The sequence below is a fragment of the Variovorax sp. J22R115 genome (genome assembly GCF_030317005.1).
In the GTDB taxonomy this organism is placed as follows: Bacteria; Pseudomonadota; Gammaproteobacteria; order Burkholderiales; family Burkholderiaceae_C; genus Variovorax.
In genome coordinates this window covers 271810-296812 of sequence record NZ_JASZYM010000005.1, presented here as the reverse complement: position 1 = coordinate 296812, position 25003 = coordinate 271810, and the positions used below count along the sequence as shown (strand labels likewise).

Genomic DNA, 25003 nt, shown 5'->3' with positions numbered 1-25003 from the left:
GATGGTAGCGACGATGAAGTTCACTGGCACCTACAGGAGCGCCCTCACCTCGCGCGCGGCCTCGAAAAGCAGCGGCAGCATGTCGCGCCGCACCACCTCCTCCTGATAACGCCCGCCGGACAGCACCACGTTGAGCGCGGCCACCGTGCGGCCCTGCATGTCGCGCAGCGGCACTGCGAGGGCCTGCACGCCGAGTTCGTGCTCTTCGCTGGCAAAGCAGAAGTCGTCCTTGCGCGCCTGGGCAATGTGCTGCCGCAATACGCGCGCCTGCGTGATGGTACGAGGTGTGAGGCGCGGGAGGCTGCGCCCCTTGAGCCATTCCGTGAGCTTGGCGGCGCTCATCGCTGCAAGCAGCACGCGCCCGGTCGACGTTGCATGGGCGGGCAGGCGCGCGCCGAGGTGCAGGCCGTAGGCCAGCACCCGTGTCGGCGCGCCGTAGTTGCCGCTGCGCGCGACGATGACCACTTCCTCCCCGTCGAGCACCACCGCGGAGAACGACTCCTGCGTTTGCGCGGCGAGGCGGTTCAACGTCGGCTGCAGCGCACGCGGCAAGCGCGACGACGCGAGATAGCTGCCCGAGAAGCGCAGCACCTTGGGCGCCATCCAGAAATAGCTGCCGTCCGTTTCGAGATAGCCGAGATGCGCCAATGTGAGGAGGTGGCGCCTGGCCGCCGCACGCGTGAGGCCCGCCCGCTCGGCGGCCAGGGTGGCGTTGAGCCGTTGGCGCTCGGTGTCGAAGCTTTCGAGCACGGCCATTCCCTTGGCGATGCCTTCGATGAAGTCTGGTTTGGCGATGGTCATGAACCGAAGTGTTGCGCGATCATCGCGCAGGTTGCCTCATGATCGCACAGAGCGTGCCATGCAGACGCCCCGAGATGGCCTCATCGCCCTACGCTTGCCGGAAACGCCATCAGGAGACACACATGCGAACTCAGGTTGCCATCATCGGCGCAGGCCCCGCTGGACTTTTGCTGGGCCAATTGCTGCACAAGGCCGGCATCGACAACGTCATCGTCGAGCGGCAGACCGGCGAATACGTGCTGGGCCGCATCCGTGCCGGCGTCCTGGAACAGGTCACGATGGACCTGCTCGCACGCGCCGGCGTCGACGCTCGCGCCAAGGCAGAAGGCTTGCCGCACGAAGGCATCGAGCTCCTCTTCAAGGGTGCTCGGCATCGCATCGACATGCACGGCCTGACGGATGGCAAGCAAGTCACGGTCTACGGCCAGACCGAAGTCACCCGCGACCTCATGGCGGCGCGAGAAGCTGAAGGCCTCACGACCATCTACAGTGCTTCCCAGGTCAGCCTGCACGACTTCGATACGAAGTCTCCGCGCGTGCGCTACGAAAAGGACGGCGCCACGCACGAGATCGAATGCGACTTCATCGCCGGCTGCGACGGGTATCACGGCGTCAGCCGCGCCAGCGTTCCGGCGCAGTCGCTTCACACCTACGAAAAGATCTATCCCTTCGGCTGGCTCGGCGTGCTGGCCGATGTGCCGCCGGTATCACATGAGCTGATCTACGCCAACACCTCGCGCGGTTTCGCCCTGTGCAGCATGCGCAGCGCAACGCGCAGCCGCTACTACGTGCAGGTGCCCACCGAAGAGCGCGTCGAGAACTGGAGCGACGAGGCTTTCTGGAACGAGCTCCGCCTGCGCCTCGACCCGGAAGCCCGCGACCGCCTCGTCACGGGCCCGTCGCTTGAAAAGAGCATCGCGCCGCTGCGCAGCTTTGTGGCCGAGCCGATGCGCTTCGGCAGTCTTTTCCTGGCCGGCGACGCAGCCCACATCGTGCCGCCGACAGGCGCCAAGGGCCTGAACCTGGCGACAGCCGATGTCGGCTACCTGTCGCGCGCGTTCGAGATCTTCTATGGCGAGAAATCAGCCTCGGCGCTCGACCGCTACTCCGACCTCTGCCTGCGTCGGGTCTGGAAGGCGGAGCGCTTTTCGTGGTGGTTCACTTCTCTGATGCATCGGTTTCCGGAGACCGGCGAGTTCGGCCAGAAGATCCAGGAGGCCGAACTCGACTACCTGGTTCATTCGCGCGCTGCCTCGACTTCGCTCGCCGAAAACTACGTCGGCCTGCCGCTGGAAGAGTTCTGAGCGTCGGCGGCTCAGGCCGCCGATGCCATCAAATGCCAGACGCGTGCCGGCGTCAAAGGCATGTCCAGATGCGGCGTGCGGTCGGCCAGGCCGTTGCGTGCCAGTGCGTCCGCCACCGCGTTGACGATGGCCGGCGTGGCGCCAATGGTCCCGAGTTCGCCCACGCCCTTGACGCCCAGCGGGTTGTTCTTGCAGGGCGTGGACTCGTCCATCTCCATGCGGAACATGGAGGCAATGATGTCCGAGCGCGGCGCGGCGTAGTCCATGAGGCTCCCGGTCAGCGGCTGCCCGGTTTCGGTGTCGTACACCACGCGCTCGTAGAGCGCCTGCCCGATGCCCTGCACGGCACCGCCTTCAAGCTGGCCGCGCACGATCATCGGATTGACCACCCGTCCCACGTCGTTGACCGAGGCGTAGCTGACCACGCTGATGTCGCCCGTCGGCGGATCGACCTCGACTTCCGTGATGTGGCAACCGTTCGGCCAAGTCGGGCCCGACACCGTACTCGTCGAATCCACGAAGATCTGGCGTTCGGGCTGGTGCCCCGCCAGGGTGAACAGGTCGAGTTGCAGATCGGTGCCCGCCACCTTGAACACGCCCGCCGAGTATTCGATGTCCGCAGCCGACACTTCGAGTTCCTTGGCTGCGAGTTCCTTCGCCTTGTCGATGGTCCGCTCCGCTCCCACCCGCACCGCCGAGCCGCCGGTAAAGAGCGAGCGGGATCCTGCGCTGCCGAAGCCGTCGCCGCGATCGGTGTCGCCCATCACGATGCGCACTTTCTCGATCGGCACGCCAAAGGCGTCGACCACCAGTTGCGCGAGGGTGGTCGCAATGCCCTGCCCCATCGCGTTGACGGCGGAAAACACTTCGATGATGCCGTCGGCCTGGACGGCAACGGTCACTCTCTCCTCGAACACGTTGCCGCCGGTCCATTCGAGGAAAGTCGCGATGCCCAGGCCACGCATCCGCCCTTGGCGTTTCGATTCAGCCGCGCGTTTGTCGAAACCCTGCCAATCGGCCAGGGCCAGCGCCTGGTTCATCACCGATTCGAACTGGCCCGTGTCGTAGGTCTGCTGCATCGGATTGGTATAGGGCATCTGCTCCGGCCGGATGAAGTTGCGCCGTCGCAGTTCGATGCGGTCGATGCCGATCTGGCGCGCGGCCTCGTCCATCAGGCGCTCGATCGTGTAGATCGCCTCCGGACGGCCAGCGCCGCGATAGGCGCCGGTGGGGGCCGTGTTGGTCAGCACCGCCAGGAAATGGAAGTCGATGGTCTGGATGTCGTAGACGCTGGTCTGCACCCAGGGGCCGATAAGAAGCTGGATCGCGACGCCGGTGCCGGTGGCGTAGGCGCCGACGTTGGCGTGCGTCTTGATGCGCAGCCCCAGGATCTTGCCATTCGCGTCGAGCGCCAGTTCGGCGCGGGCCTCGATGTCCCGTCCATGGGAGGTCGCGAGAAACTCCTCGCTGCGGTCAGCCACCCATTTCACCGGGCGCCGGAGCGCGCGCGCTGCAAAGGCGACGGCAATGTCTTCCGGATAGGCGCCGGTCTTCATGCCGAAGCCGCCGCCGACGTCACCCACGACCACGCGCACCTTTTCCTTGGGCAGGCCGATCGCGTCGCAAATCGAGTCGCGAACGCCCGAAGGCATCTGCGTGCTCATGCGGATCGTGATCCGATCCGAATCGGCATCGAAGTCGGCCAGCACCGTTCGAGGCTCGATGGTGAGGGCGACCACCCGTTGGTTGACCACGTCAAGCGCGACCACATGGCTCGCCTTAGCAAAGGCCGCTGCCGTCGCTTCTCTGCTGCCGTGCCGCATTTCGGCGGCGATGTTGCCTGTGGCTTCATCGCAGATCAGGGGCGCACCGTCGGCAGTCGCGCTGGCCAGGTCGACCACCATCGGCAGCTCTTCATAGTCCACCACGACGGCTTCGGCCGCGTCGCGCGCTTGCCGCTGGGTTTCTGCGACCACGACCGCGACCGGCTCGCCAACGAAGCGCGCCCGTTCGAGCGCCAGCGCTCGCCGTGCCGGCGTGGCGCAGTCCGTACCGTCTGCCCGCCTGAACCCCGCCGCGCCGGGCATTGGCTTGACGCCCGCCGTTGCCAGATCGGCACCCGTGAAGACGCCCAGCACGCCAGGCATAGCCGCGGCCGAGGTGGTGTCGACCGAAACCAGTCGCGCATGGGGATAGGGGGAACGCACGAAGCTCAGCCAGGCTTGTCCTGGCAACGAGACGTCGTCGGTGTAGCGGCCGGTTCCGTTGAGGAGGTTCTCGTCTTCCAGCCGCCTGACGGCCTGGCCGCTGCCGAAGCGCATGGGATTCGTATCTGTGGTCACCGTGGTCCTCTTTGTCTGGAGCAGTTGTTGCGGGCGCAAGAACAACTATATGGGGCTTCGGGAACATTCGGCGCGCGACGCCATCGCAGAAGCTGAAGCCGTGTATACATCCAATCATGCAACTACCCTGGCTCGATCCCGGCGACCCGCTGCCCGACGCTGCCTCCGCATGGGGAGATTCGGACCCCGTGCCCGGTCTGCTGGCCGCCGGCGGCGGACTCGACGTCGCCAGTCTTCTGCAAGCCTACAGCAACTGCATTTTCCCGTGGTTCAGCGAAGGCCAGCCGATTCTCTGGTGGAGTCCGGATCCCCGGATGGTCCTCGACGTGAGCCGGTTCAGGCTGCATCGGTCGCTGCGCAAGACGCTGGCGCGATTCCGTTCCACCCAACGATGCGAGATCCGCATCGACCACGGATTCGAAGCGGTGATCTCCGCTTGCTCCCAGGCCCCTCGCATGGGCCAGACCGGCACCTGGATCCTTCCAGAGATGGTGCGCGCCTATACAGCCCTGCACCGCGCCGGCCATGCACACACCGTCGAGACCTGGATCGACGGTGAACTTGCGGGAGGTCTCTATTGCGTATCGATTGGGCATGCCGTCTTCGGCGAGTCGATGTTCGCGCGCCGAGCGGATGCGTCCAAGATCGCGCTGGCGGCGCTCGTCTGCTTCTGCCGCCGACACGGCATCACCATGATCGATTGCCAACAGAACACCGCCCATCTCGCCAGCCTTGGTGCCCGGGAAATGCCACGGGAACGTCTGGTGTCGCACGTTGCCCACGCACGCCTGAAGACGAGCCCTGCATGGCGCTTCGACCTCGTATACTGGAACGAACTCCTGTCTGCGCGACCCTCTTCAACGACGTGACGCACCTCAAGGATCTCCCGCTCCACACGCTGCAGTTCTACGCGACAGCACCCTATCCGTGCAGCTACCTGCCGGACCGGCAGGCGCGCTCGCAGGTCGCCACGCCCAGTCACCTGATTCACAACGACGCCTACTCGGACCTCGTTCTGAGCGGGTTTCGACGCAGCGGCATGTTCACCTACCGGCCGTATTGCGACGGTTGCAGCGCCTGCGTCCCGCTGCGAGTGCTCGCGAACGACTTTCGGCCCAATCGCAGCCAGCGCCGCGCACTGGCGCGCCACTCCAACCTCCAGGCGCGGGTCTTGAAGCTCTGCTTCGTGCCCGAGCACTACCAGTTGTACCTGCGCTATCAGAATGGCAGGCACGCGGGCGGCGGCATGGACCATGACAGCATCGACCAATACACCCAGTTTCTGCTCCAGAGCCGGGTCAATTCCCGCCTCGTGGAGTTTCGCGAAACGCAGTCGGACGGCAGCGCCGGCGCCTTGAAGATGGTGTCCATCCTGGATGTGCTGAATGACGGTCTCTCGGCGGTCTACACCTTCTACGAACCCGAGGTCGGCGCGGGTTATGGGAATTTCAGCGTGCTGTGGCAGATCGAACAGGCCCGCAAGCTCCAGCTACCCCATGTCTACCTCGGCTACTGGATCGAGGGCAGCGCCAAGATGAACTACAAGGCCCGATACACGCCGCACGAGGTGCTGATCGATGGCCAATGGCAACCGCCAAGCCATTTCACCAAGTAAAATCGCGACCGGTCAAAACCGCGTTGCACATGAGAAAACCCCAATCCGACGTTCCCGCCACGCCTGTCATCCAGGTCATCGAGCGGATGTTTTCGCTGATCGACGTCCTCGCGTCGCGTGAGGAAGCGATTTCCCTCAAGGAGATCAGCGAGAAAACGGGGCTGCACCCGTCCACCACCCATCGCATCCTGAACGACCTCGCCGTAGGCCGTTTCGTCGATCGTCCCGAGGCGGGCAGCTACCGGCTTGGCATGCGCTTGCTGGAGCTGGGCAATCTGGTCAAGGGGCGGCTCAATGTGCGCGACGCCGCGATGACGCCGATGCGCGAGTTGCACAAGCTCACGCAGCAGCCCGTGAACCTCAGCATGCGGCAGGGTGACGAGATCGTCTATATCGAGCGGGCGTACAGCGAGCGCTCGGGCATGCAGGTGGTGCGCGCCATTGGCGGACGGGCGCCCTTGCATCTCACGTCGACAGGCAAACTGTTCCTCGCCGTGGACGAGCCCCAACGCGTGCGCAGCTACGCCACGCGAACCGGCCTGGCCGGCCACACGCGCAACAGCATCACGCAACTGCCGGCCTTGGAGCGCGAGCTCTCCAAGGCACGCCAGTACGGCATCGCGCGCGACAACGAGGAACTCGAACTCGGCGTGCGTTGCATGGCAGCCGGGATCTACGACGACCAGGGCAAGCTCGTTGCCGGCCTGTCGATCTCTGCGCCGGCAGACCGCCTGGACGACGGGTGGCTGCCCAAGCTGCAAGCCACCGCCAATGAGATCTCGAGCGCCTTGGGCTACAAAGCAAGCACGCCAACGGCAGCCTGATTGGCCAACCGGCCCTCGTCGGGCGAGGGATGTGAGACGGAGAAGCTGGCTTGCTCAGCCAGCGATATGCGCTGCGACGCTCTGCTGCGCAGCCGGGCTCAGCATGTGATTGGCTTCGACCCAGCGACGCACGCGCTCCGCGTCGCCGATGCGGCTGAGCTTGCCGGCCGAATCGAGAAACACCATGATCAGCTTGCGCCCGGCGATCTTCGCTTGCATCACCAGGCACTGACCTGCCTCCGAGATGTAGCCGGTCTTCTGAACGCCGATGTCCCAGTCAGGACTCTTGACGAGTCGGTTCGTCGTGTTGAACTGCAGAACGCGGTTGCCGACTTCGACTTGGTATTCAGGTGACGTGGAAAGCTGGCGCACGGTGGCATCGGCGTAAGCGGCATTCACCAGCAAGGCGAGATCCTGAGCGCTGGACTGATTGCGACTCGACAGGCCCGTCGGCTCTACATAGCGGGTGTCCTTCATGCCGAGCATCCTGGCCTTGGCATTCATGACGCTCACGAACGTGGCCAAGCCACCCGGATAGGTGCGTCCCAGTGCATGTGCAGCACGGTTCTCGCTGGACATGAGCGCCAGGTGCAGCAATTCGCCGCGCGGCAAGGTCGAGCCCACGGTCAGCCGCGAGCGACTCCCCTTCTCGGTATCGACGTCGTCCTGCGTGATGGTGATCAGTTCGTCAGAGGGCAACTTTGCCTCGCTGATGAGCAGACCGGTCATGAGCTTGGTCAGGGAGGCGATCGGCAGAACGGCATGATCGTTCTTGCTGAAGAGCACCTCATGGGTGTCCTGGTCGATCACGAGGGCCACGCTGGACTTCAGATCCAGGGCATCTTCGGTGCCATGCAGCCCGGCCAACTGGCCGAAGGACTGGCGGGCGGGCATTTCTGCAACACGGACGATCGATCGGCGTTGCACGGCAACCACGGTCTTGCCGTTCTTCTGGCGGATCGAAGCCACCACATTGCGACCGCCGCGAACGACCCGTTCACTTTTGTCCGCCGAAGCAACACTGCGAGATGGAACGGCTGCCGTCTTCCGCTTGCCGTCGGCGCTGACCGCTGCCTTCTTGGCAGGCTCTTTCTTTGCCGCGAAGGCCGAGGGCAACAAAAACGCCGTGGCGCAGAGCGCGACGGCGATGAGACGAAATGCGGGAAGAAACCGCTGGCTGGAAACTCGATTGAAACGGGCTTCAGGCATTAAGAATTCTCCAGCGGCGACGTAAGGGAAGCCGCAAGTTTATCGAAATCGAAAAAGACACGCAATATCAGTTAGTTGCATCCTTTTCTTCAATCGAAAGCAAGGATCCCGCGAAACCTAACCTTGTGCCGCCACTCTCTCAGCTTGGCTCTGTAACTTGTTGAGGGCACTCAAATAAGCCTTGGCCGATGCGACGACGATGTCGGGGTCTGCACCCACGCCGTTGACGACCCGCCCGGCGTTCTGCAACCGCACAGTGACTTCTCCCTGGCTCTCGGTCGAACCGCTGATTGCATTGACCGAATAGAGCACCATCTCGGCGCCGCTCTTGACATGAGCCTCGATCGCCTTCAGTGAGGCGTCTACTGGCCCATTCCCATCCGACTCCCCGGTGACCTCCTTGCCATGCACTGTAAACACGACGCGGGCCTGAGGCCGCTCACCTGTTTCACTATGTTGCGACAAGGATACAAATCCAAACTGCTCTCCAACGTGCGAGAGCTCCTCATCGCTGACCAAAGCGAGGATATCTTCGTCAAATATTTCACTTTTTCGATCCGCGAGTTCCTTGAAGCGGGCGAACGCGGCGTTGATGTCAGCCTCGCTCTCCATCGTCACGCCCAAGTCCTGCAGGCGCTGCTTGAAGGCATTCCGGCCGCTGAGCTTCCCCAGCACGATCTTGTTGGCGGTCCAGCCGACGTCCTCGGCGCGCATGATTTCGTAAGTGTCCCGCGCCTTGAGCACTCCATCCTGGTGGATGCCCGATGCGTGCGCGAAGGCGTTGGCCCCGACCACGGCCTTGTTCGGCTGAACCACGAAGCCCGTGGTCTGGCTGACCATGCGGCTGGCGGCAACGATGTGTCGGGTGTCGATGCCGAGTTCGAGGCCGAAGTAGTCCTTGCGGGTCTTCACGGCCATGACGATTTCCTCGAGCGAGCAATTGCCAGCGCGCTCGCCGAGACCATTGATGGTGCACTCGACCTGCCGCGCTCCGCCGATCTTTACGCCGGCCAGCGAGTTGGCCACCGCCATGCCGAGGTCGTTGTGGCAATGCACGGACCAGACCGCCTTGTCGCTGTTCGGGATGCGCTCGCGCAGCGACTTGATGAAGTTGCCGTAGAGCTCGGGAATGGCGTAGCCGACGGTGTCCGGCACGTTGATCGTGGTGGCACCCTCGTTGATGACGGCTTCGAGCACGCGGCACAGATAGTCGGGATCGCTGCGGTAGCCGTCCTCCGGGCTGAACTCGACGTCGGCGACCAGGTTGCGCGCGAAGCGCACGGCCAGCTTGGCCTGCTCGAACACCTCGTCGGGTGTCATCCGCAGCTTCTTTTCCATGTGCAGCGGGGACGTCGCGATGAAGGTGTGGATGCGCCCGTTGGCCGCACCCTTGAGCGCCTCGGCAGCGCGCGAAATGTCTCTGTCGTTGGCACGTGACAGGCCGCAAATCGTCGCGTCCTTGATCGCCTTGGCGATGGCCGACACGGCGTCGAAGTCACCGTTCGAGCTTGCCGGGAAACCGGCTTCGATCACGTCCACCCGCAGGCGCTCCAACTGGCGGGCGATGCGCAGCTTCTCGTCCTTGGTCATGGAGGCGCCAGGCGACTGTTCGCCGTCGCGCAAGGTCGTGTCGAAAATGATCAGTTTGTCAGCCATCGTGGATCTCCTTGGATTCTGTTTGCCCCGCTCATGCGGGGCAATGTGGAAGTCAGCGCGTCACGCCGGTTCAGCCACTGATTGTGCGCTGCGCGCGCCTTGCGCCCGTGCCCGAGTCAGCCCGGAAACAATGGCCTTGAGCGACGCCGAAATGATGTTCGCATCCATGCCGACGCCAAACAAGGTCGTCGCGTCGTCGACGCGCAGCTCGAGGTATGCAACAGCTTGCGCATCCGCACCGGCACCGATCGCGTGCTGGTGGTAGTCGATCACGCGGATCGAATGCCCCGTCGCACCGGCCAACGCGTGAATGAAGGCGTCGATCGGCCCGTTGCCCCGGCCTTCGATGGCGCGAATTTCACCCTCCCAAGGCAGGTCGGCACGCAGCACCACCGAGGCGTCAGCGCCCTCCCCCTGCTCTTCCAGCACACGGTGCTGCGGACCGGTTTGATCGTGAACGCGGTACTCGCGCTCGAACAGCGCCCACAGGTCGGCCGCGGTGAGTTCCTTGCCCGCGACGTCCATGACGCGCTGCACGGTCTGGCTGAACTCCATCTGCAGGCGGCGCGGCAATTCGAGCCCGTATTCGCTCTCGAGCAGATACGCAATGCCGCCCTTGCCGGACTGGCTGTTGACACGGATCACGGCCTCGTAGCTGCGGCCGACGTCCTTCGGATCGATCGGCAAGTACGGCATGTCCCAGACGTCGCCTTCCTTGCGGGCGCCGAAGGCTTTCTTGATTGCGTCCTGGTGCGATCCGGAGAACGACGTGTAGACCAGGTCGCCGACGTACGGATGGCGCGGGTGCACCGGCAACTGGTTGCAGTGCTCCACCGTGGCGCGGATCTCGTCGATGTTCGAGAAGTCGAGGTCCGGCGATACGCCCTGGGTGTACAGATTGAGAGCGACGTTCACGAGGTCGAGGTTGCCGGTACGTTCACCGTTTCCGAACAGGCAGCCTTCGATGCGATCGGCGCCCGCCATCAACGCGAATTCGCCTGCCGCAGTGCCTGTGCCGCGATCGTTGTGGGGATGCACGGACAGGACGATCGCATCGCGGCGCGCCAGGTTGCGATGCATCCACTCGACCATGTCGGCAAAGATGTTGGGCGTCGAATGCTCAACGGTCGAAGGCAGGTTGACGATGCACTTGTTCTCCGGCGTCGGAGCCCAAACCTCCGTCACGGCATCCACCACCCGTTTCGAGAACGCGAGATCGGTGCCCGAGAACATCTCCGGCGAGTACTGGAAGATCCAACGCGTGTTCGACTGCTTCGCGGCGAGTTCGTTGAATATGCGTGCGTGTGTGGTCGCAAGGTCGACAATCTGGTCCTCGTCCATGCCGAGCACCACGCGCCGCATGATGGGTGCCACAGCGTTGTACAGATGCACGATGGCGCGCGGAGCGCCTTGCAGGGACTCGAAGGTACGTTCAATCAGGTGGTCGCGTGCCTGGGTGAGCACCTGGATCGTCACGTCATCCGGGATGCGGTCTTCCTCGATCAGCTTGCGCACGAAGTCGAACTCGACCTGCGAGGCGGAAGGAAAGCCCACCTCGATTTCCTTGAAGCCGATCGCCACGAGCGTTTCGAACATCCGCATCTTGCGGGCGATGTCCATCGGCTCGACCAGTGCCTGGTTACCGTCGCGCAGGTCGGTCGACAGCCAGATCGGAGCCTGGGTCAGCACGGCATCGGGCCAGGTTCGGTCCTTGAGGCCGATCTGTGCGAAGGGACGGTACTTGAGGTTGGGTTGCTTCAACATCTGATTTTTCTCGCTGTGGTTGGATCAACCAGCAACCCCAAAACAAAACGGCCCGTTGCTGGTGCGAACGGGCCGTGGTGAAGGATTTGCGCGCGCGCTACCGACTCCGCCCGTAGGGGATCAGTAGTAGGGCCAGCGAAATCTTGTTCATGGAAGGGCTGAAATGTATCACAGCCTGGTTCAGTTGTGCAGGCCGCGTTCGTCCGGTTCGTCGGTCGAGATGCTGATGACGCTCACCTGCTGCCCCTTGGCTTTGCGCCAGGCGTAGACCACATAGCCGCTGAGCCCATAGGCCACGAACATGCCGAACAGCACCGTCGGCGGGTGGATGTTGACCACCGCAATGCCGAGCGCGATCAACACAATCGCCGCGAAGGGCACGCTGCGCTTCATCTGTATGTCCTTGAAGCTGTAGAACGGTGCATTAGTCACCATCGATAGGCCCGCATACAGCGTGAAGCCGAAGGTGATCCAGGTGATCTGCTGCCACGAGAGATACAGCACTTCGCCGCCGCGCCGACCCCACTCGGTCATGAGCCAGATAAAGCCTGCGACGAGCGCTGCCGCGGCCGGCGACGGCAAGCCCTGGAACCAGCGCTTGTCGACCACACCCGTGTTGACGTTGAAGCGTGCAAGGCGCAAGGCGGCGCAAGCGCAGTAGACGAAAGCTGCGATCCAGCCCCAGCGCCCCAGTCCCTTCAGGGACCATTCGTAGGCAATGAGTGCAGGCGCGGCACCGAACGACACCATGTCCGACAACGAGTCCATCTGCTCGCCGAAGGCACTCTGCGTGTTCGTCATGCGCGCAACGCGGCCGTCGAGGCTGTCGAGGATCATCGCTGCAAACACGCCGAGGGCGGCGAGGTCGAAGCGCGCGTTCATCGCCATCACGATCGCGTAGAAGCCACCGAACAACGCCGCGAGCGTGAACAGGTTCGGCAGAATGTAAATGCCCTTGCGGCGCTTGCGGGGCGCGACGTCGTCGGGGACGGTGTCGTCATGCATGCGATCGACCTCCGGCGCCCGTCTTCGCGGCGCATTGGGCAGTCTGATTCATGGCAAATGAGGGTATCGAACGCATCGGTCGCAGTGTAGTTCAGGCGCTCTCGCGCCCAGAAAGAAAAGGGCCACCGCAACGGGTGGCCCTTGTCATGGCGGACAAGTCCGATCAGTTGCGGGTCTGGTCGACCAGCTTGTTCTTCTTGATCCAGGGCATCATCGCGCGCAGCTTCTCGCCCACCACTTCGATCTGGTGCTCGGCGTTCAGGCGACGGCGGCTGATCAACGTGGGCGCACCGCCCGCGTTTTCCAGCACGAAGCTCTTGGCGTATTCGCCGGTCTGGATGTCCTTCAGGACTTGCTTCATGACCTTCTTGGTTTCATCCGTCACGATGCGTGGGCCGGTCACGTACTCGCCGTACTCGGCGTTGTTCGAGATCGAGTAGTTCATGTTGGCGATACCGCCTTCATAGATCAGGTCGACGATCAGCTTCAGTTCGTGCAGGCATTCGAAGTACGCCATCTCGGGGGCGTAGCCAGCTTCCACCAGCGTCTCGAAGCCAGCCTTGATCAGCTCGACGGTACCGCCGCACAGCACGGCTTGTTCGCCGAACAGGTCGGTTTCGGTTTCTTCGCGGAAGTTGGTCTCGATGATGCCGGCCTTGCCGCCGCCGTTGGCCGTGGCGTACGACAGCGCCAGGTCGCGCGCCTTGCCGCTCTTGTCGGCATGCACGGCGATCAGGTGCGGCACGCCGCCACCCTGCGTGTAGGTGTTTCGCACCGTGTGGCCCGGCGCCTTGGGAGCGACCATCCACACGTCGAGGTCGGCGCGCGGCTGTACGAAACCGTAGTGCACGTTGAAGCCGTGTGCGAAGACGAGCGAAGCGCCTTCCTTGATGTTCGGCGCCACGTCATTCTTGTAGACGCTGGCGATCTGCTCGTCGGGCAGCAGGATCATGACGACATCGGCCGCCTTCACGGCGTCAGCCACTTCTGCCACCTTGAGTCCGGCCTTCTCGACCTTGGGCCAGGAAGCACCACCCTTGCGCAGGCCGACGACAACCTTCACGCCGCTGTCGTTCAGGTTTTGCGCGTGTGCATGGCCCTGGCTGCCGTAGCCGATGATTGCAACGGTCTTGCCCTTGATCAGGCTCAGATCGGCGTCCTTGTCGTAATAGACCTTCATGATTTCTCCTTCGTTGATTCGGTGGATGTGGACAGTGGATTCAAACGCGCAGGATGCGCTCGCCGCGGCCGATGCCGCTGGCGCCGGTACGGACGGTCTCGAGGATCGCGCCGCGATCGATGGCTTCGAGAAACGCGTCGTTCTTGCCGTGGTCGCCAGTGAGCTCGATGGTGTAGCTCTTGTCGGTCACGTCGATGATGCGGCCGCGGAAGATCTCGGCCATGCGCATCATTTCCTCGCGCTCCTTGCCGACTGCGCGCACCTTCACCATCATGAGCTCGCGCTCGGTGTAGGCGCCTTCGGTCAGGTCGACGACCTTGACGACCTCGATCAGGCGGTTCAGATGCTTGGTGATCTGCTCGATCACGTCGTCGGAACCCGCCGTGACAATGGTCATGCGCGACAGGCTCGCATCCTCGGTGGGAGCGACTGTCAGCGATTCGATGTTGTATCCGCGGGCCGAGAACAGGCCCACGACGCGGGAAAGTGCACCGGGCTCGTTCTCGAGCAGCACGGCAATGATGTGTTTCATGGCAAGCATGACTCCTCTTTTCGCCGCCCTCCCCCGCGCACGGTAATGCGCGGGCTTGGCGGGCAATAGATTCGTCAGAAGTAGGTTGAACAAGGCGCCGGTCCGCTGAACGGTCCGGCTATTCGTCTGATCAAAGGTCCTCGGAACCCAGCAGCATTTCGGTGATGCCCATGCCGGCCTTGACCATCGGGAACACGTTCTCGGTAGGGTCGGTACGGAAATCCATGAACACCGTGCGGTCCTTGAGCTTGCGCGCCTCGCGCAGCGCCGGCTCCACGTCCTGCGGGCGCTCGATCAGCATGCCGACATGGCCATAGGCCTCGGCGAGCTTCACGAAGTTGGGCAGCGCGTCCATGTAGCTGTGGCTGTAGCGGCCCGAATACTCGATCTCCTGCCACTGCCGGACCATGCCGAGATAGCGGTTGTTCAGCGAGCAGATCTTGATCGGCGTGTTGTACTGCAGGCAGGTCGACAACTCCTGGATGCACATTTGCACAGAACCTTCACCCGTGATGCAGAAAACCTCCGACTCGGGCTTCGCGAGCTTGATACCCATCGCATAGGGGATGCCGACGCCCATGGTGCCCAGGCCGCCCGAATTGATCCAGCGACGCGGCTCGTCGAAGCGGTAGTACTGCGCGGCCCACATCTGGTGTTGGCCGACGTCCGACGTGATGTAGGTATCGGTGTCCTTGGTCATGTTCCAGAGGGTTTCGACCACGTACTGCGGCTTGATCACGTCCTTGTTGCCGCGGTCGTACTTGAGGCAATCCTTGCTGCGCCAGCCTTCAATGGTGTCCCACCAACTGGAAAGCGCGCCCGCGTCGGGACGCGTGGTGCTTTCCCGGATCATCGAGATCAGTTCGGTCAGCACGTCCTTCACGTCGCCCACGATCGGGATGTCGACCTTCACACGCTTGGAGATGCTGGACGGGTCGATGTCGACGTGAATGATCTTGCGTTCGTTCTGCGCGAAGTGCTTGGGATTGCCGATCACGCGGTCATCGAATCGCGCGCCCACCGCCAACAGCACGTCGCAGTTCTGCATGGCGTTGTTGGCCTCGATGGTGCCGTGCATGCCGAGCATGCCGAGGAACTTGCGGTCGCTCGCCGGGTAGGCGCCCAACCCCATCAGAGTGTTGGTGACCGGGTAGCCCAACATGTCGACCAAGGTGCGCAGCTCATTCGTGGCGTTGCCGAGCAGCACGCCGCCGCCGGTATAGATGTAGGGACGCTTGGCTGTCAGCAGGAGCTGAAGCGCCTTGCGGATCTGACCCCCGTGTCCCTTGCGCACCGGGTTGTACGAGCGCATCTCGACTTTCTCGGGATAACCGCTGTACGTGACCTTCTTGAACGAGACGTCTTTCGGCACATCCACGACCACCGGGCCCGGACGGCCGCTGCGTGCGATGTGGAAGGCCTTCTTCATCGTCATGGCCAGATCCTTCGGATCCTTGACGAGGAAGTTGTGCTTGACGATCGGACGCGTGATGCCGACCGTGTCGCATTCCTGGAAGGCGTCGAGCCCGATCGCCGCCGTCGGCACCTGACCCGAGATGATCACCATCGGGATGCTGTCCATGTACGCGGTCGCGATGCCGGTCACCGCATTGGTCAGGCCGGGGCCGGAAGTGACCAGCGCCACGCCAACCTCGCCGGTGGCGCGCGCATAGCCGTCGGCAGCATGCACGGCGGCTTGCTCGTGACGTACCAGCACGTGCTGGATGGTGTCCTGCTTGTAGAACGCGTCGTAGATGTAGAGAACCGCGCCGCCCGGGTAGCCCCAGACGTACTGGACGCCTTCGGCCTGCAGTGCCTTGACCAGCACTTCGGCGCCCATGAGTTCTTGCGTTTGACTGCCAGTGACGGCTGCTGCGGAAGCGAGTTCCGCCTTTGAGATTTCCATGATCAACCTTTTGCGATTTTCGGGAACGAAAAACCTTGGGTGCCCCTTCGCCAGCTCTTTTGAAGCCGCGTCAGGACTTGAGGCCACAACCATGGGCGGATTTGTCATACCACCGGACCGTGACCCGTTTGCCTTTTGACTTGCAAGGCGGATTATGACACTGGATCGAGGTTCGCCAACCCGCCAAGGGCCGATGCATGCACAAAGGCATAATCCGCGGCGGCGAAAACTCCAACGTCCCTGAGAGACATATCCCCCACGCGGCGCCTCCCCGGCGCCAGACTCGCTTGGCCACTGAACAAGAACTTTCCGACTTCCTGAAGAGCGTTGAACGGCGTGCTTTCAAGCGCTCCGTCTACCACGTGCGGGACGAAGAGGCGGCGCTCGACATCGTGCAGGACAGCATGATGAAACTCGCCGAGCACTATGGCGACAAGCCGGCCAGCGAATTGCCGCTCCTGTTCCAGCGGATTCTCTCGAATTCGACCCTCGATTGGTTCCGCCGCCAAAAAACTCGCAGGGCTCTCTTCTCGAACCTGAGCGACTTCGAGGCAGTGGACGATGACGGTGATTTCGACCTGCTCGAACACGTCCAGCTCCCCATGGACACGCGCGAAACCGAAAGCGCCGAGGACACCACGCGGCGCGCCCAAGTGTTCCACGAGATCGAGGAACAAATCGCCGCCTTGCCGGGTCGTCAACGCGAGGCCTTTCTGATGCGTTACTGGGAAGAAATGGACGTCGCCGAAACGGCCGCCGCAATGGGTTGCTCCGAAGGGAGCGTCAAGACCCATTGCTCGCGCGCCGTTCATGCCTTGAGCAAAGCGCTTAAGGCCAAGGGAATTTCGCTATGAATAGAACGCTTTCTGCCCCCTCCGATGCGCTCGAAGAGCAATTCGGCCGCCGTGTCGCCAGCCGCCTCTCAGCCGGCAACCTCGAGTTGTCGCACGAGGTCAGCGAGCGCCTGCGGGCTGCCCGGGTGCAGGCCGTAGCGCGTCGCAAGGCGGTTCCGCAGCTTCGCATCGCCCCTGCAGTGGTGTCGAACGGCCGCACGGCAACGCTGGGTGGTGCCGGCTGGTGGTGGACGCGCATCGGCTCGGTCGTCCCGCTGATCGCCCTGGTGGCTGGGCTGATGGCCATCAGCGTGCTGCAGGAGGACAACCGCGCCAACGAGCTCGCCGAGGTCGACTCCGCGCTGCTGACAGACGATCTGCCGCCCGCGGCCTATACCGACCCGGGCTTTGCCCAGTTCCTGAAGACGGAAGCAACGTCCGAACGTTGATCGTCCGCTACCGAATGTCCCCACATCCCCTTCCTCGCGCTGAAGCGCTCGGCTTGGCTCGGCCGCGCCCCTGGACCACCGGCGCGTGGCTGGTCGCGGGCTTGCTGCTTGCGGATGCGGGTTTCCTTGCGGCGTCCGCGAGGGCGCAATCGGCCAAGCCCGGAACCTCCGTCGCGCAGGCGACGCAGGCGCCGGCCAAGCAGACAGTCGCCAAACCCCTGTGGCGCGACCTGACTACTCGCCAGCAACGGGCGCTCGAACCCCTCGCCCCGGTTTGGGACGATCTGACAGAACCGCACAAACGCAAATGGCTGGTGATTTCGCGCGACTACGCCAAGTTGCCAGAAGCGGACCAGGAGATCCTTCACAGCCGGATGACCGAGTGGGCGAGCCTGAGCAACCAGCAGCGCGCGCAGGCCCGGCTCAATTTCGCCGACGTCAAGCAGGTCCCGGTGGACGAGCGCAAGGCGAAGTGGGAGGCCTACCAAGCGCTGAGCGACGAAGAAAAGGGCAAGCTCGCAGCGCGCGCCACGACCTCGACGACGCCGGGCGCAGCGCCCACCGTCCGTCCTGTGCCGGCCCAGAAGCTGGCACCGATTCCCGCCATCGGCCCAGAGGGCCAGCACACGCCGCGGATTCAACTGACTCCTCCGGCTGCGACAGCCCCTTTGGCATCCACGCGACCACTCGTTCCGTCGCCAGCGCCGGCTCCCGCTTTTCCGCCAGTCAGCGCGGAGGCGCAGGTGCCTTCACCGCCCGCCTCCACGCCGACCGCCGAAGTGCCGGCCCCGGTCGCTCCACCCGTGCGCGTGACCGAGCAGCCGTCTTCCGCGCCGTGATCCTGGTTTCAAGGTGTCGATGACCCCAAGTTCCTCCAGCAGGCCTGCCTCCGAGCGCCCGGCTTCCGACGACGTCTCCCTCTCCGCCCCTGCACGGCTCACTACGCCCGGCCTATGGCGACGAATGGCATGCTGGCTGTACGAGGGCATGCTGCTTTTCGCGGTAGTGTTCGTCGCTGGCTGGCTGTTCAGCACCCTCGGCCAGATGCGCGACGCGATGGATTCACGGCGGCACCTGCTGCAGGGCTTCCTGTTCGTCGTCTTCGGCGTGTACTTCGTGTGGTTCTGGTCCAAGGGACAGACGTTGGCCATGAAGACTTGGGGCATCCGGGTGGTCGACCACTTCGGCCGCCCGCTCACGCAAGGCCGAGCTCTGGTGCGCTATCTGCTGAGTTGGGTCTGGTTCCTGCCGCCACTCGCCGCCATTTCGCCGTTCAAGCTGTCAGGCGCAGAAGCCTTGTTACTGGTCGTCGGGTGGGTTGTGGTATGGGCCCTCCTCGCGCGGTTTCACCCGGAACGCCAGTTCTGGCATGACGCCTGGGCGGGCACACGCCTGATCGCCTCCAAGCCGCTCAGCAGGCGATGAGCGACGCCAATCCCGTCAACCCGCAGAAGTCGCGGCGCGGCTTGGCCCGTGTCTGGCATGCGACGCTCATTTCGGTCGATGGCTTTCGCGCGGGCTGGCGCGAAGCCGCGTTCCGGCAGGAGGTGGTCTGCGCCATCGTCATGCTGCCTTCGGCCTTCTGGATCGGTCGGAGCTGGGTCGAAGTCGCGATCCTCGTGTCGACCGTGGTCCTGGTGCTGATCGTCGAACTGCTCAACAGCGCCATCGAAGCCGCCATCGACCGCATCGGCCCGGAGTGGCATTCGTTCTCCAAGACCGCCAAGGACCTAGGCAGCGCCGCCGTGCTGCTTTCCCTCGTGCTTTGCAGCGGCATCTGGATCGCGGCGCTATGGCAACGCTTCGCCACGTAGACGACGTCCGGGCGCGGCATGATTGGGGCATGACTCCCTCATTCTCAATTTGTGTGTATTGCGGCTCCCGGCCCGGTGAGCGGCCTGAATTCACGGAAGTGGCCCAGGCCGTCGGCAGTTGGATCGGCGAACGCGGCGGCCAGTTGGTCTATGGCGGTGGCCGCACCGGCTTGATGGGCACTGTCGCCCAGGCCACTCGCGCGGCAGGCGGGCGCGTCGTCGGCATCATCCCCAAGGCCCTGGTCGACAAGGAACTCGCCAACCGCCAAAGCGACGAACTTCATGTCGTCGACACCATGCATGAGCGCAAGGCCATGATGGGCGAGCGCGCCGACGCCTTCATCGCCCTGCCCGGCGGCATCGGCACGCTCGAAGAACTGTTCGAAATCTGGACCTGGCGTCAGCTTGGCTATCACGACAAGCCGGTAGGCATCCTGAACGTCGACGGCTACTACGACGCCCTCCTGGCCTTCCTGTCGCACAGCGTGCGCGAAGGCTTCATGGGCGAATGGCAAATGGACCTGGTCCGCACAGGCAACGACGCCACCGCCCTCCTCGAAGCCCTCGTCGAAGAGTCCCGCCGCCACCCCCGCGGCGACAAACTGGCAGAAGTCCTTTAGCAGGACCAAAAAATAGCGCAGCGCCCCCTCTTCAGCGGGGGGCCGCCGCGCCCGGCCGTCCGAAGCGGCCGGCCCGCCCCCGCCAGGGGGTAGGCGAAGCGACACGCAGTGCGCGCAGCCTTGGGGGCGAGCCTATACAGCCGCTTCGTCCTCTTCACCCGTGCGGATGCGTACGACGCGCTCCACATTGGTTACGAAGATCTTGCCGTCGCCGATCTTGCCGGTGCGCGCCGCGCTGACGATGGCATCGACGCAGCGGTCGACGTCCGCCTCGTTGACGACAACTTCCACCTTCATCTTCGGCAGGAAATCGACCACATACTCGGCGCCCCGGTAGAGCTCGGTGTGCCCCTTCTGCCGGCCGAAACCCTTGACCTCGGTCACGGTGAGTCCGGTGACGCCGACCTCAGCAAGGGCCTCGCGCACATCATCGAGCTTGAACGGTTTGAGGATGGCGGTGATTTGCTTCATACGGTCTTTCTTCCGGCGGTTTCGTTGAACATGCTGGTGATAGGGTAGCGCCAATCCTTGCCAAAGCTCCGGTGGGTGACCCGGATTCCCACCGGCGCCTGGCGTCTTTTGTACTCGTTGATCTTGATCAGTCGGGCCACGCGCTCGACGATGGGGCGCTCATAGCCCGCCGCGATGATCTCGTCGATTCCTTCGTCGTCTTCCATGTAGCGTGCCAGGATCCCGTCAAGGATCTCGTAGGGCGGAAGGCTGTCCTGATCGGTCTGGTCCGGGCGCAGTTCGGCGCTCGGAGGGCGCGTGATGATCCGCTCGGGGATCGGCTCCGAGCCGGTGCCGTACGGATCGTGGGCATTGCGCCAGCGCGCGAGCGCGAACACGGTCGTCTTCAGCAAGTCCTTGATGACTGCGAATCCGCCCGCCATGTCGCCGTACAGCGTGCAATAGCCGGTCGCCATCTCACTCTTGTTGCCAGTGGTCAGCACGATGGAGCCGAACTTGTTGGACAAGGCCATCAGCAGCGTGCCTCGAATACGCGCCTGGAGGTTTTCCTCGGCGGTGTCCTCGGGCAGGTCCTTGAAGTCGTCAGCGAGCGCACCCAGGAAGGACTCGAAGGTGTGCTTGATCGAGATTTCGTCGTAGCGCACGCCAAGCCGCCGGGCCATCTCGCGTGCATCGATGCAGCTGATATCGGCCGTGTAGGGCGACGGCATCATCACCGCGCGCACCTTGTCCTTGCCCAGTGCGTCGACGGCGATCGCCAGCACCAGTGCGGAGTCGATGCCGCCCGACAGGCCCAGGATCGCGCCAGGGAAGCCGTTCTTTCCGATGTAGTCGCGAACGCCCAGAACCAAGGCATCCCAGAGTTGGGCTTCGGCTTCGCGCGGAGGTGCCGCGGCAGCCTCGTCGCGCACGAAGCGGCCGCGACCGTCGGTACGCTCCATCTGGGCGAAGACCAGCTTCTCCTTGAAGCTTTCCGCCTGCAGCGCAGTGCTGCCATCAGACTGGAGCGCAAACGAGGCACCGTCGAACACGACTTCGTCCTGCCCCCCCACCAGGTGCGCATAGACCAGCGGCAGGCCCACTGCCTTGGCGCGGTCCGCCATGCGCATCACTCGCTCGCCTTCCTTGCCGACGTGGAACGGCGACGCATTGATGACCGCCAGCACTTCGGCGCCGGCGTCCTTCGCGAGCTGCGCCGGTTCGTCGAACCAGGCGTCCTCGCAGATCAGCAAGCCGACAGACACCCCGCCCGCCTCGAACACGCAGACACTGTCGCCGGGCGTGAAATAGCGGCGTTCGTCGAAGACTTGGTAGTTCGGCAGTTCGCGCTTGGCATAAGTGCCGAGAATGCGGCCCTCGCTGAGTACGCTGGCGGCGTTGTGCCGCAATTGCACTGCGACCGACTTGCCGCGAAGGCTTCCACCCGTGGGATGGCCGACGACAACCACCATGCCGTCGAGATCCGCCAGCTCCGTCGCGACGGCCGTGACCGCATCGTCGCAGGCCGACACGAATGCTGGCCGAAGGAACATGTCCTCCGCCGCGTAGCCGCAGATCGAGAGTTCGGGCGTGAGCAGCAAGCGGGCCCCTTGCGCGTGGGCGGATCGCGCCGCGTCGACGATCTTCCGCGCATTGCCGGTGAGGTCACCCACCACGAAATTGAGCTGCGCGATCGCGAGTTTCAGTGTCATATCGAAGCAAGAAAAGGGCTGGTCGATTATGTCATCGGCCCTTGCGAGACAGGCCGCGTAACCCGCCACGCACACGCCTTCGTGGGGGCTGTTACCCTCGCCGGGCGATGCGCACAGGTTCTTCTCTCGCCAGCTTCTTCGACTCATTCGTTCCGCGGCCACAGAGCCAGGCCTACGTGCTGCTCGTGTTCACCACGTTGACGTGGGGCGCCAACGCGGTGGCCGCGCGTCTCGCTGTGGGCGAGGTCTCGCCGATGATGCTGACGTTCTTGCGCTGGATCGTCTGCTGCGTGGCGCTCGCGCTCACGTCACGCCAGGAGATCGCCTCTCACTGGCGCTCTCTGTTGCCGTCGTGGCGCTCCATCACGCTCATGGGCGCACTCGGCTTCACCGGCTTCAACGCCCTCTTCTACGCGGCGGCGCATCACACGACGGCGATCAACATCGCGATCATCCAGGGCACCATTCCGGTGCTCGTGCTGGTGGGCAGCTTTTTCTTCTTCGGCAGCCGAATCACCGGCCTGCAGGTCGTGGGCGTGATGCTGACGCTCGCCGGGATCGCGGTCGTCGCATCGCGCGGGCAACTCGCCATGCTGGCGCAACTGGCGTTCAACGTCGGCGATGTGTGGATGATCATCGCTTGCCTGCTGTACGCCGGCTACGCCCTCGGACTGCGCAGGAGGCCGGCCGTTCCGGCCATCGTCTTCTTTGCGGCCACAGCTGCGGTCGCTTGCATCGTTTCGCTGCCGCTGGTGGCAGCCGAGATTGCCATGGGACAGTTCTTCATGCCGACGGCCAAGGGCGTCGCACTGGTGCTCTTCATCGGCCTGTTGCCGTCGTTCATCTCGCAAGTCACATTCATCCACGCAGTGGGGCTGATCGGGCCCGCGCGGGCCGGCGTGTTCCTCAATCTGGTTCCGATCTTCGGGCCCGTGCTGGCTGTCCTGGTCCTTGGCGAGCCGCTGTCGACCTACCACGCGGTAGCTTTGGCCCTCGTGCTGGGCGGGATCTACATCGCCGAAAGCCTCGGGGCCCGCAAGCGTTGACGAGACTCCATTGACCGATACTGTCATTCGCATTCACAGCGCGGCGTCGGAGATCGACGCCGCCGCTTGGGACGGACTGCTGGCGCTGCAACCGGCGCGCTCCCCTTTCATGCGCCACGCGTACCTCGACGCGCTGGACGCCAGCCGTAGCGCGTCGCCGGCCAGCGGTTGGACGCCGCAGTTCATCACCCTCTGGGAAGGCAACCAGCTCAACGCTGCCTGCCCGCTCTATATCAAGGACCATTCGTACGGGGAGTACGTGTTCGACTGGGCCTGGGCCAATGCCTACGAGCAGCACGGACTGACCTACTACCCCAAGGCCGTCGTCGCCGTGCCATTCACGCCCGTGCCAGGTGCACGCCTGCTTGCGCGCGATGAAGCGAGCCGCACCCTTCTGGCACAAGCATTGGTTGCGTGGTGCAAGGAGTCGGAGGTGTCGTCGCTGCATCTGCTCTTCGGCGCGGACGAGGACATCGCGGCCTGTTCGGAAGCCGGCCTGATGCTGCGCCACACCGTGCAGTTCCACTGGACCAACATCGCCCCCGCGCTCGGCACTGACGTGTCCTCGCTGCCCCCCGAGGGGGCGCGTTTCGCCTTGGGGCGGCCCGGCGGCGAAACCGGACGATGGACGGACTTCGACGCCTTCCTCGCCAGCCTGTCGCACGACAAGCGCAAGAAGATCCGCCAGGAGCGCCGCAAAGTCCGCGATGCCGGCGTGAGCTTCCGCTGGTTTCGCGGCACCGACATCAGCGATGCCGACTGGGACCTTTTCTATCGTTGCTATGCCCGCACCTACCGCGAGCACGGCAACCCGCCCTACCTGAACCGCGATTTCTTCCATCGCATGGCGGCCAGCATGCCCGAGGCGTGGCTGCTTTTCATCGCGGAGCGCGGTGGCAAGCCGATCGCGGCCAGCCTGATCGCGCTCTCCGCAGGCCGGGGCGGCGACGATGCGTCCGAGCGACCGCTCGTGGCCTACGGACGCTACTGGGGGGCGCTCGAACGCGTCGATTGCCTGCACTTCGAGGCCTGCTACTACCAACCGCTGCAGTGGTGCATCGAACACGGCGTAGAGCGCTTCGAGGGCGGTGCGCAAGGCGAACACAAGATGGCGCGCGCACTGATGCCCGTCATGACCACCAGCGCGCACTGGCTGGCTCACCCCGCGTTCGCTGACGCGGTGGAGCGCTTTCTCGAACGCGAAGGCGCAGGCATCGAGAACTACATGGACCACCTCGGCGAGCGCAGCCCGTTCCGCACAGCGGATTGATCCCCAACGAAAAGCGCCTCGCGACACATGCCGCGAGGCGCCTTGCAAATTTCCGGATCTGGAGCTTACTTCTTGAAGTTCGCGATGCCGTCCATGATTTCCTTCTTGGCAGCGTCGATGCCTTCCCAGCCCAGCACCTTGACCCACTTGCCGGCTTCGAGATCCTTGTAGTGCTCGAAGAAGTGCGTGATGGCCTTCAGGCGCATCGGGTTCACGTCCTCGACCTTCTTCCAGTGGCTGTAGATGGGCAGCACCTTGTCGGTCGGCACGGCGAGCACCTTGCCGTCGATGCCGGCTTCGTCTTCCATCATCAGGATGCCGATGGGCCGGCACGGCACCACCACGCCGGGCACCAGCGCCCAGGGCGTGATCACCAGCACGTCGACCGGGTCACCGTCGCCCGACAGGGTCTGCGGCACATAGCCATAGTTGGTCGGGTAGTGCATCGCCGTGGTCATGAAGCGGTCGACGAAGATCGCGCCCGATTCCTTGTCGACTTCGTACTTGATCGGATCAGCGTTCATCGGGATTTCGATGATGACATTGAAGGCGTCGGGGGCGTCTTTGCCGGGGGAAACTTTGCCGAGGGACATGGTGCGTGTCTTTGGAGTAGTTGAAAGTGTTGTACGCCGGATGCGGACAAACCCGAAGTTTACTTTCCATGTCACGCC

General features: G+C 63.9%; 24 protein-coding genes. 12 read left to right on the top strand and 12 right to left on the bottom strand.

Going from position 1 to position 25003, the window contains the following annotated elements; all coding sequences use genetic code 11:
• Positions 1-30: 30 nt before the first annotated feature.
• Positions 31-801 carry an IclR family transcriptional regulator C-terminal domain-containing protein gene (locus tag QTI04_RS11205; protein WP_286598495.1) on the bottom strand — a complete coding sequence of 257 codons (771 nt, stop codon included), beginning with the start codon at positions 799-801 and terminating at the stop codon, positions 31-33.
• A 122-nt stretch (positions 802-923) separates the two neighbouring features.
• Between QTI04_RS11205 and pobA the strand changes: the two genes are divergently transcribed.
• Positions 924-2105, top strand: coding sequence for a 4-hydroxybenzoate 3-monooxygenase (pobA, locus tag QTI04_RS11200; protein ID WP_286598496.1), 1182 nt, complete (start codon positions 924-926; stop codon positions 2103-2105).
• 11 nt (positions 2106-2116) lie between these two features.
• On the opposite strand, the gene QTI04_RS11195 is transcribed toward pobA, so the two are convergent.
• Positions 2117-4447 carry a xanthine dehydrogenase family protein molybdopterin-binding subunit gene (locus tag QTI04_RS11195; protein WP_286615662.1) on the bottom strand — a complete coding sequence of 777 codons (2331 nt, stop codon included), beginning with the start codon at positions 4445-4447 and terminating at the stop codon, positions 2117-2119.
• Positions 4448-4563: 116 nt separating this feature from the next.
• Between QTI04_RS11195 and aat the strand changes: the two genes are divergently transcribed.
• The 3 genes from aat to QTI04_RS11180 are packed head-to-tail and all read left to right on the top strand — an operon-like array spanning position 4564 to position 6886.
• Positions 4564-5316, top strand: coding sequence for a leucyl/phenylalanyl-tRNA--protein transferase (gene aat / locus QTI04_RS11190; protein ID WP_286615661.1), 753 nt, complete (start codon positions 4564-4566; stop codon positions 5314-5316).
• Positions 5313-6062, top strand: coding sequence for an arginyltransferase (locus QTI04_RS11185; protein WP_286599262.1), 750 nt, complete (start codon positions 5313-5315; stop codon positions 6060-6062). Before aat ends, QTI04_RS11185 begins: the two co-directional genes overlap by 4 nt.
• A gap of 29 nt (positions 6063-6091) precedes the next feature.
• Positions 6092-6886 carry an IclR family transcriptional regulator gene (locus QTI04_RS11180; RefSeq protein WP_286598499.1) on the top strand — a complete coding sequence of 265 codons (795 nt, stop codon included), beginning with the start codon at positions 6092-6094 and terminating at the stop codon, positions 6884-6886.
• 54 nt (positions 6887-6940) lie between these two features.
• On the opposite strand, the gene QTI04_RS11175 is transcribed toward QTI04_RS11180, so the two are convergent.
• The 7 genes from QTI04_RS11175 to QTI04_RS11145 form a co-directional block, all read right to left on the bottom strand.
• The gene (locus QTI04_RS11175) at positions 6941-8095 is read right to left on the bottom strand and encodes a serine hydrolase (protein ID WP_286615660.1); all 1155 of its coding nucleotides are present in this window, start codon (positions 8093-8095) and stop codon (positions 6941-6943) included.
• A 117-nt stretch (positions 8096-8212) separates the two neighbouring features.
• Positions 8213-9751 carry a 2-isopropylmalate synthase gene (locus tag QTI04_RS11170; protein WP_286598501.1) on the bottom strand — a complete coding sequence of 513 codons (1539 nt, stop codon included), beginning with the start codon at positions 9749-9751 and terminating at the stop codon, positions 8213-8215.
• A gap of 60 nt (positions 9752-9811) precedes the next feature.
• On the bottom strand, positions 9812-11515 hold the full coding sequence (gene leuA, locus QTI04_RS11165) for a 2-isopropylmalate synthase (protein ID WP_286615658.1): 1704 nt from the start codon (positions 11513-11515) through the stop codon (positions 9812-9814).
• Positions 11516-11695: 180 nt separating this feature from the next.
• Positions 11696-12520 carry a CDP-diacylglycerol--serine O-phosphatidyltransferase gene (gene pssA, locus QTI04_RS11160; RefSeq protein ID WP_286598503.1) on the bottom strand — a complete coding sequence of 275 codons (825 nt, stop codon included), beginning with the start codon at positions 12518-12520 and terminating at the stop codon, positions 11696-11698.
• Positions 12521-12683: 163 nt separating this feature from the next.
• Entirely contained in the window at positions 12684-13700 is a 1017-nt protein-coding gene (gene ilvC / locus QTI04_RS11155; protein ID WP_286598504.1) for a ketol-acid reductoisomerase, read from the bottom strand.
• Between the two features lie 40 nt (positions 13701-13740).
• Positions 13741-14232, bottom strand: coding sequence for an acetolactate synthase small subunit (gene ilvN, locus QTI04_RS11150; RefSeq protein ID WP_068683703.1), 492 nt, complete (start codon positions 14230-14232; stop codon positions 13741-13743).
• A gap of 130 nt (positions 14233-14362) precedes the next feature.
• Positions 14363-16138 carry an acetolactate synthase 3 catalytic subunit gene (locus QTI04_RS11145; RefSeq protein WP_286598505.1) on the bottom strand — a complete coding sequence of 592 codons (1776 nt, stop codon included), beginning with the start codon at positions 16136-16138 and terminating at the stop codon, positions 14363-14365.
• Between the two features lie 287 nt (positions 16139-16425).
• On the opposite strand from QTI04_RS11145, the gene QTI04_RS11140 reads away from it, so the two are divergent.
• The 6 genes from QTI04_RS11140 to QTI04_RS11115 are packed head-to-tail and all read left to right on the top strand — an operon-like array spanning position 16426 to position 19854.
• Positions 16426-16992, top strand: coding sequence for an RNA polymerase sigma factor (locus tag QTI04_RS11140; protein ID WP_286598506.1), 567 nt, complete (start codon positions 16426-16428; stop codon positions 16990-16992).
• Positions 16989-17420 (top strand): DUF3619 family protein, encoded by a 432-nt coding sequence (locus QTI04_RS11135; protein WP_286598508.1) that lies wholly within the window; start codon positions 16989-16991, stop codon positions 17418-17420. Before QTI04_RS11140 ends, QTI04_RS11135 begins: the two co-directional genes overlap by 4 nt.
• A gap of 53 nt (positions 17421-17473) precedes the next feature.
• Entirely contained in the window at positions 17474-18259 is a 786-nt protein-coding gene (locus QTI04_RS11130; protein WP_286615656.1) for a DUF3106 domain-containing protein, read from the top strand.
• Positions 18260-18278: 19 nt separating this feature from the next.
• Positions 18279-18845, top strand: coding sequence for an RDD family protein (locus QTI04_RS11125; RefSeq protein ID WP_286615655.1), 567 nt, complete (start codon positions 18279-18281; stop codon positions 18843-18845).
• The gene (locus QTI04_RS11120; protein WP_286598513.1) at positions 18842-19234 is read left to right on the top strand and encodes a diacylglycerol kinase; all 393 of its coding nucleotides are present in this window, start codon (positions 18842-18844) and stop codon (positions 19232-19234) included. Before QTI04_RS11125 ends, QTI04_RS11120 begins: the two co-directional genes overlap by 4 nt.
• Positions 19235-19263: 29 nt before the next feature.
• On the top strand, positions 19264-19854 hold the full coding sequence (locus tag QTI04_RS11115; RefSeq protein ID WP_286599263.1) for a TIGR00730 family Rossman fold protein: 591 nt from the start codon (positions 19264-19266) through the stop codon (positions 19852-19854).
• Positions 19855-19986: 132 nt separating this feature from the next.
• On the opposite strand, the gene QTI04_RS11110 is transcribed toward QTI04_RS11115, so the two are convergent.
• Both QTI04_RS11110 and QTI04_RS11105 read right to left on the bottom strand, forming a co-directional pair.
• Entirely contained in the window at positions 19987-20325 is a 339-nt protein-coding gene (locus tag QTI04_RS11110; protein WP_286565984.1) for a P-II family nitrogen regulator, read from the bottom strand.
• On the bottom strand, positions 20322-22016 hold the full coding sequence (locus tag QTI04_RS11105; protein WP_286615654.1) for an NAD+ synthase: 1695 nt from the start codon (positions 22014-22016) through the stop codon (positions 20322-20324). The genes QTI04_RS11110 and QTI04_RS11105 overlap by 4 nt, the downstream gene beginning before the upstream one ends.
• Positions 22017-22123: 107 nt before the next feature.
• Between QTI04_RS11105 and QTI04_RS11100 the strand changes: the two genes are divergently transcribed.
• Complete coding sequence (locus QTI04_RS11100; protein WP_286615652.1) at positions 22124-23062, top strand: DMT family transporter; 939 nt, start codon at positions 22124-22126, stop codon at positions 23060-23062.
• Between the two features lie 10 nt (positions 23063-23072).
• A complete protein-coding gene (locus QTI04_RS11095) occupies positions 23073-24332 on the top strand; it encodes a GNAT family N-acetyltransferase (protein ID WP_286615651.1) in 1260 nt (419 codons plus the stop codon).
• 65 nt (positions 24333-24397) lie between these two features.
• On the opposite strand, the gene ppa is transcribed toward QTI04_RS11095, so the two are convergent.
• Positions 24398-24925 carry an inorganic diphosphatase gene (gene ppa / locus QTI04_RS11090; RefSeq protein ID WP_286598519.1) on the bottom strand — a complete coding sequence of 176 codons (528 nt, stop codon included), beginning with the start codon at positions 24923-24925 and terminating at the stop codon, positions 24398-24400.
• Between the last annotated feature and the right edge of the window lie 78 nt (positions 24926-25003).

What these genes read in the sequence shown, in the direction of transcription:
- QTI04_RS11135 (WP_286598508.1), top strand. Translation starts at nt 16,989, where the DNA reads ATGAATAGAACGCTTTCTGCCCCCTCCGATGCGCTCGAAGAGCAATTC.
- QTI04_RS11180 (WP_286598499.1), top strand. Translation starts at nt 6,092, where the DNA reads ATGAGAAAACCCCAATCCGACGTTCCCGCCACGCCTGTCATCCAGGTC.
- ilvN (WP_068683703.1), bottom strand. Translation starts at nt 14,232, where the DNA reads ATGAAACACATCATTGCCGTGCTGCTCGAGAACGAGCCCGGTGCACTT.
- ppa (WP_286598519.1), bottom strand. Translation starts at nt 24,925, where the DNA reads ATGTCCCTCGGCAAAGTTTCCCCCGGCAAAGACGCCCCCGACGCCTTC.
- QTI04_RS11175 (WP_286615660.1), bottom strand. Translation starts at nt 8,095, where the DNA reads ATGCCTGAAGCCCGTTTCAATCGAGTTTCCAGCCAGCGGTTTCTTCCC.
- QTI04_RS11105 (WP_286615654.1), bottom strand. Translation starts at nt 22,016, where the DNA reads ATGACACTGAAACTCGCGATCGCGCAGCTCAATTTCGTGGTGGGTGAC.
- leuA (WP_286615658.1), bottom strand. Translation starts at nt 11,515, where the DNA reads ATGTTGAAGCAACCCAACCTCAAGTACCGTCCCTTCGCACAGATCGGC.
- QTI04_RS11205 (WP_286598495.1), bottom strand. Translation starts at nt 801, where the DNA reads ATGACCATCGCCAAACCAGACTTCATCGAAGGCATCGCCAAGGGAATG.
- QTI04_RS11120 (WP_286598513.1), top strand. Translation starts at nt 18,842, where the DNA reads ATGAGCGACGCCAATCCCGTCAACCCGCAGAAGTCGCGGCGCGGCTTG.
- QTI04_RS11145 (WP_286598505.1), bottom strand. Translation starts at nt 16,138, where the DNA reads ATGGAAATCTCAAAGGCGGAACTCGCTTCCGCAGCAGCCGTCACTGGC.
- pobA (WP_286598496.1), top strand. Translation starts at nt 924, where the DNA reads ATGCGAACTCAGGTTGCCATCATCGGCGCAGGCCCCGCTGGACTTTTG.
- QTI04_RS11125 (WP_286615655.1), top strand. Translation starts at nt 18,279, where the DNA reads ATGACCCCAAGTTCCTCCAGCAGGCCTGCCTCCGAGCGCCCGGCTTCC.
- aat (WP_286615661.1), top strand. Translation starts at nt 4,564, where the DNA reads ATGCAACTACCCTGGCTCGATCCCGGCGACCCGCTGCCCGACGCTGCC.
- QTI04_RS11110 (WP_286565984.1), bottom strand. Translation starts at nt 20,325, where the DNA reads ATGAAGCAAATCACCGCCATCCTCAAACCGTTCAAGCTCGATGATGTG.
- pssA (WP_286598503.1), bottom strand. Translation starts at nt 12,520, where the DNA reads ATGCATGACGACACCGTCCCCGACGACGTCGCGCCCCGCAAGCGCCGC.
- ilvC (WP_286598504.1), bottom strand. Translation starts at nt 13,700, where the DNA reads ATGAAGGTCTATTACGACAAGGACGCCGATCTGAGCCTGATCAAGGGC.
- QTI04_RS11170 (WP_286598501.1), bottom strand. Translation starts at nt 9,751, where the DNA reads ATGGCTGACAAACTGATCATTTTCGACACGACCTTGCGCGACGGCGAA.
- QTI04_RS11115 (WP_286599263.1), top strand. Translation starts at nt 19,264, where the DNA reads ATGACTCCCTCATTCTCAATTTGTGTGTATTGCGGCTCCCGGCCCGGT.
- QTI04_RS11100 (WP_286615652.1), top strand. Translation starts at nt 22,124, where the DNA reads ATGCGCACAGGTTCTTCTCTCGCCAGCTTCTTCGACTCATTCGTTCCG.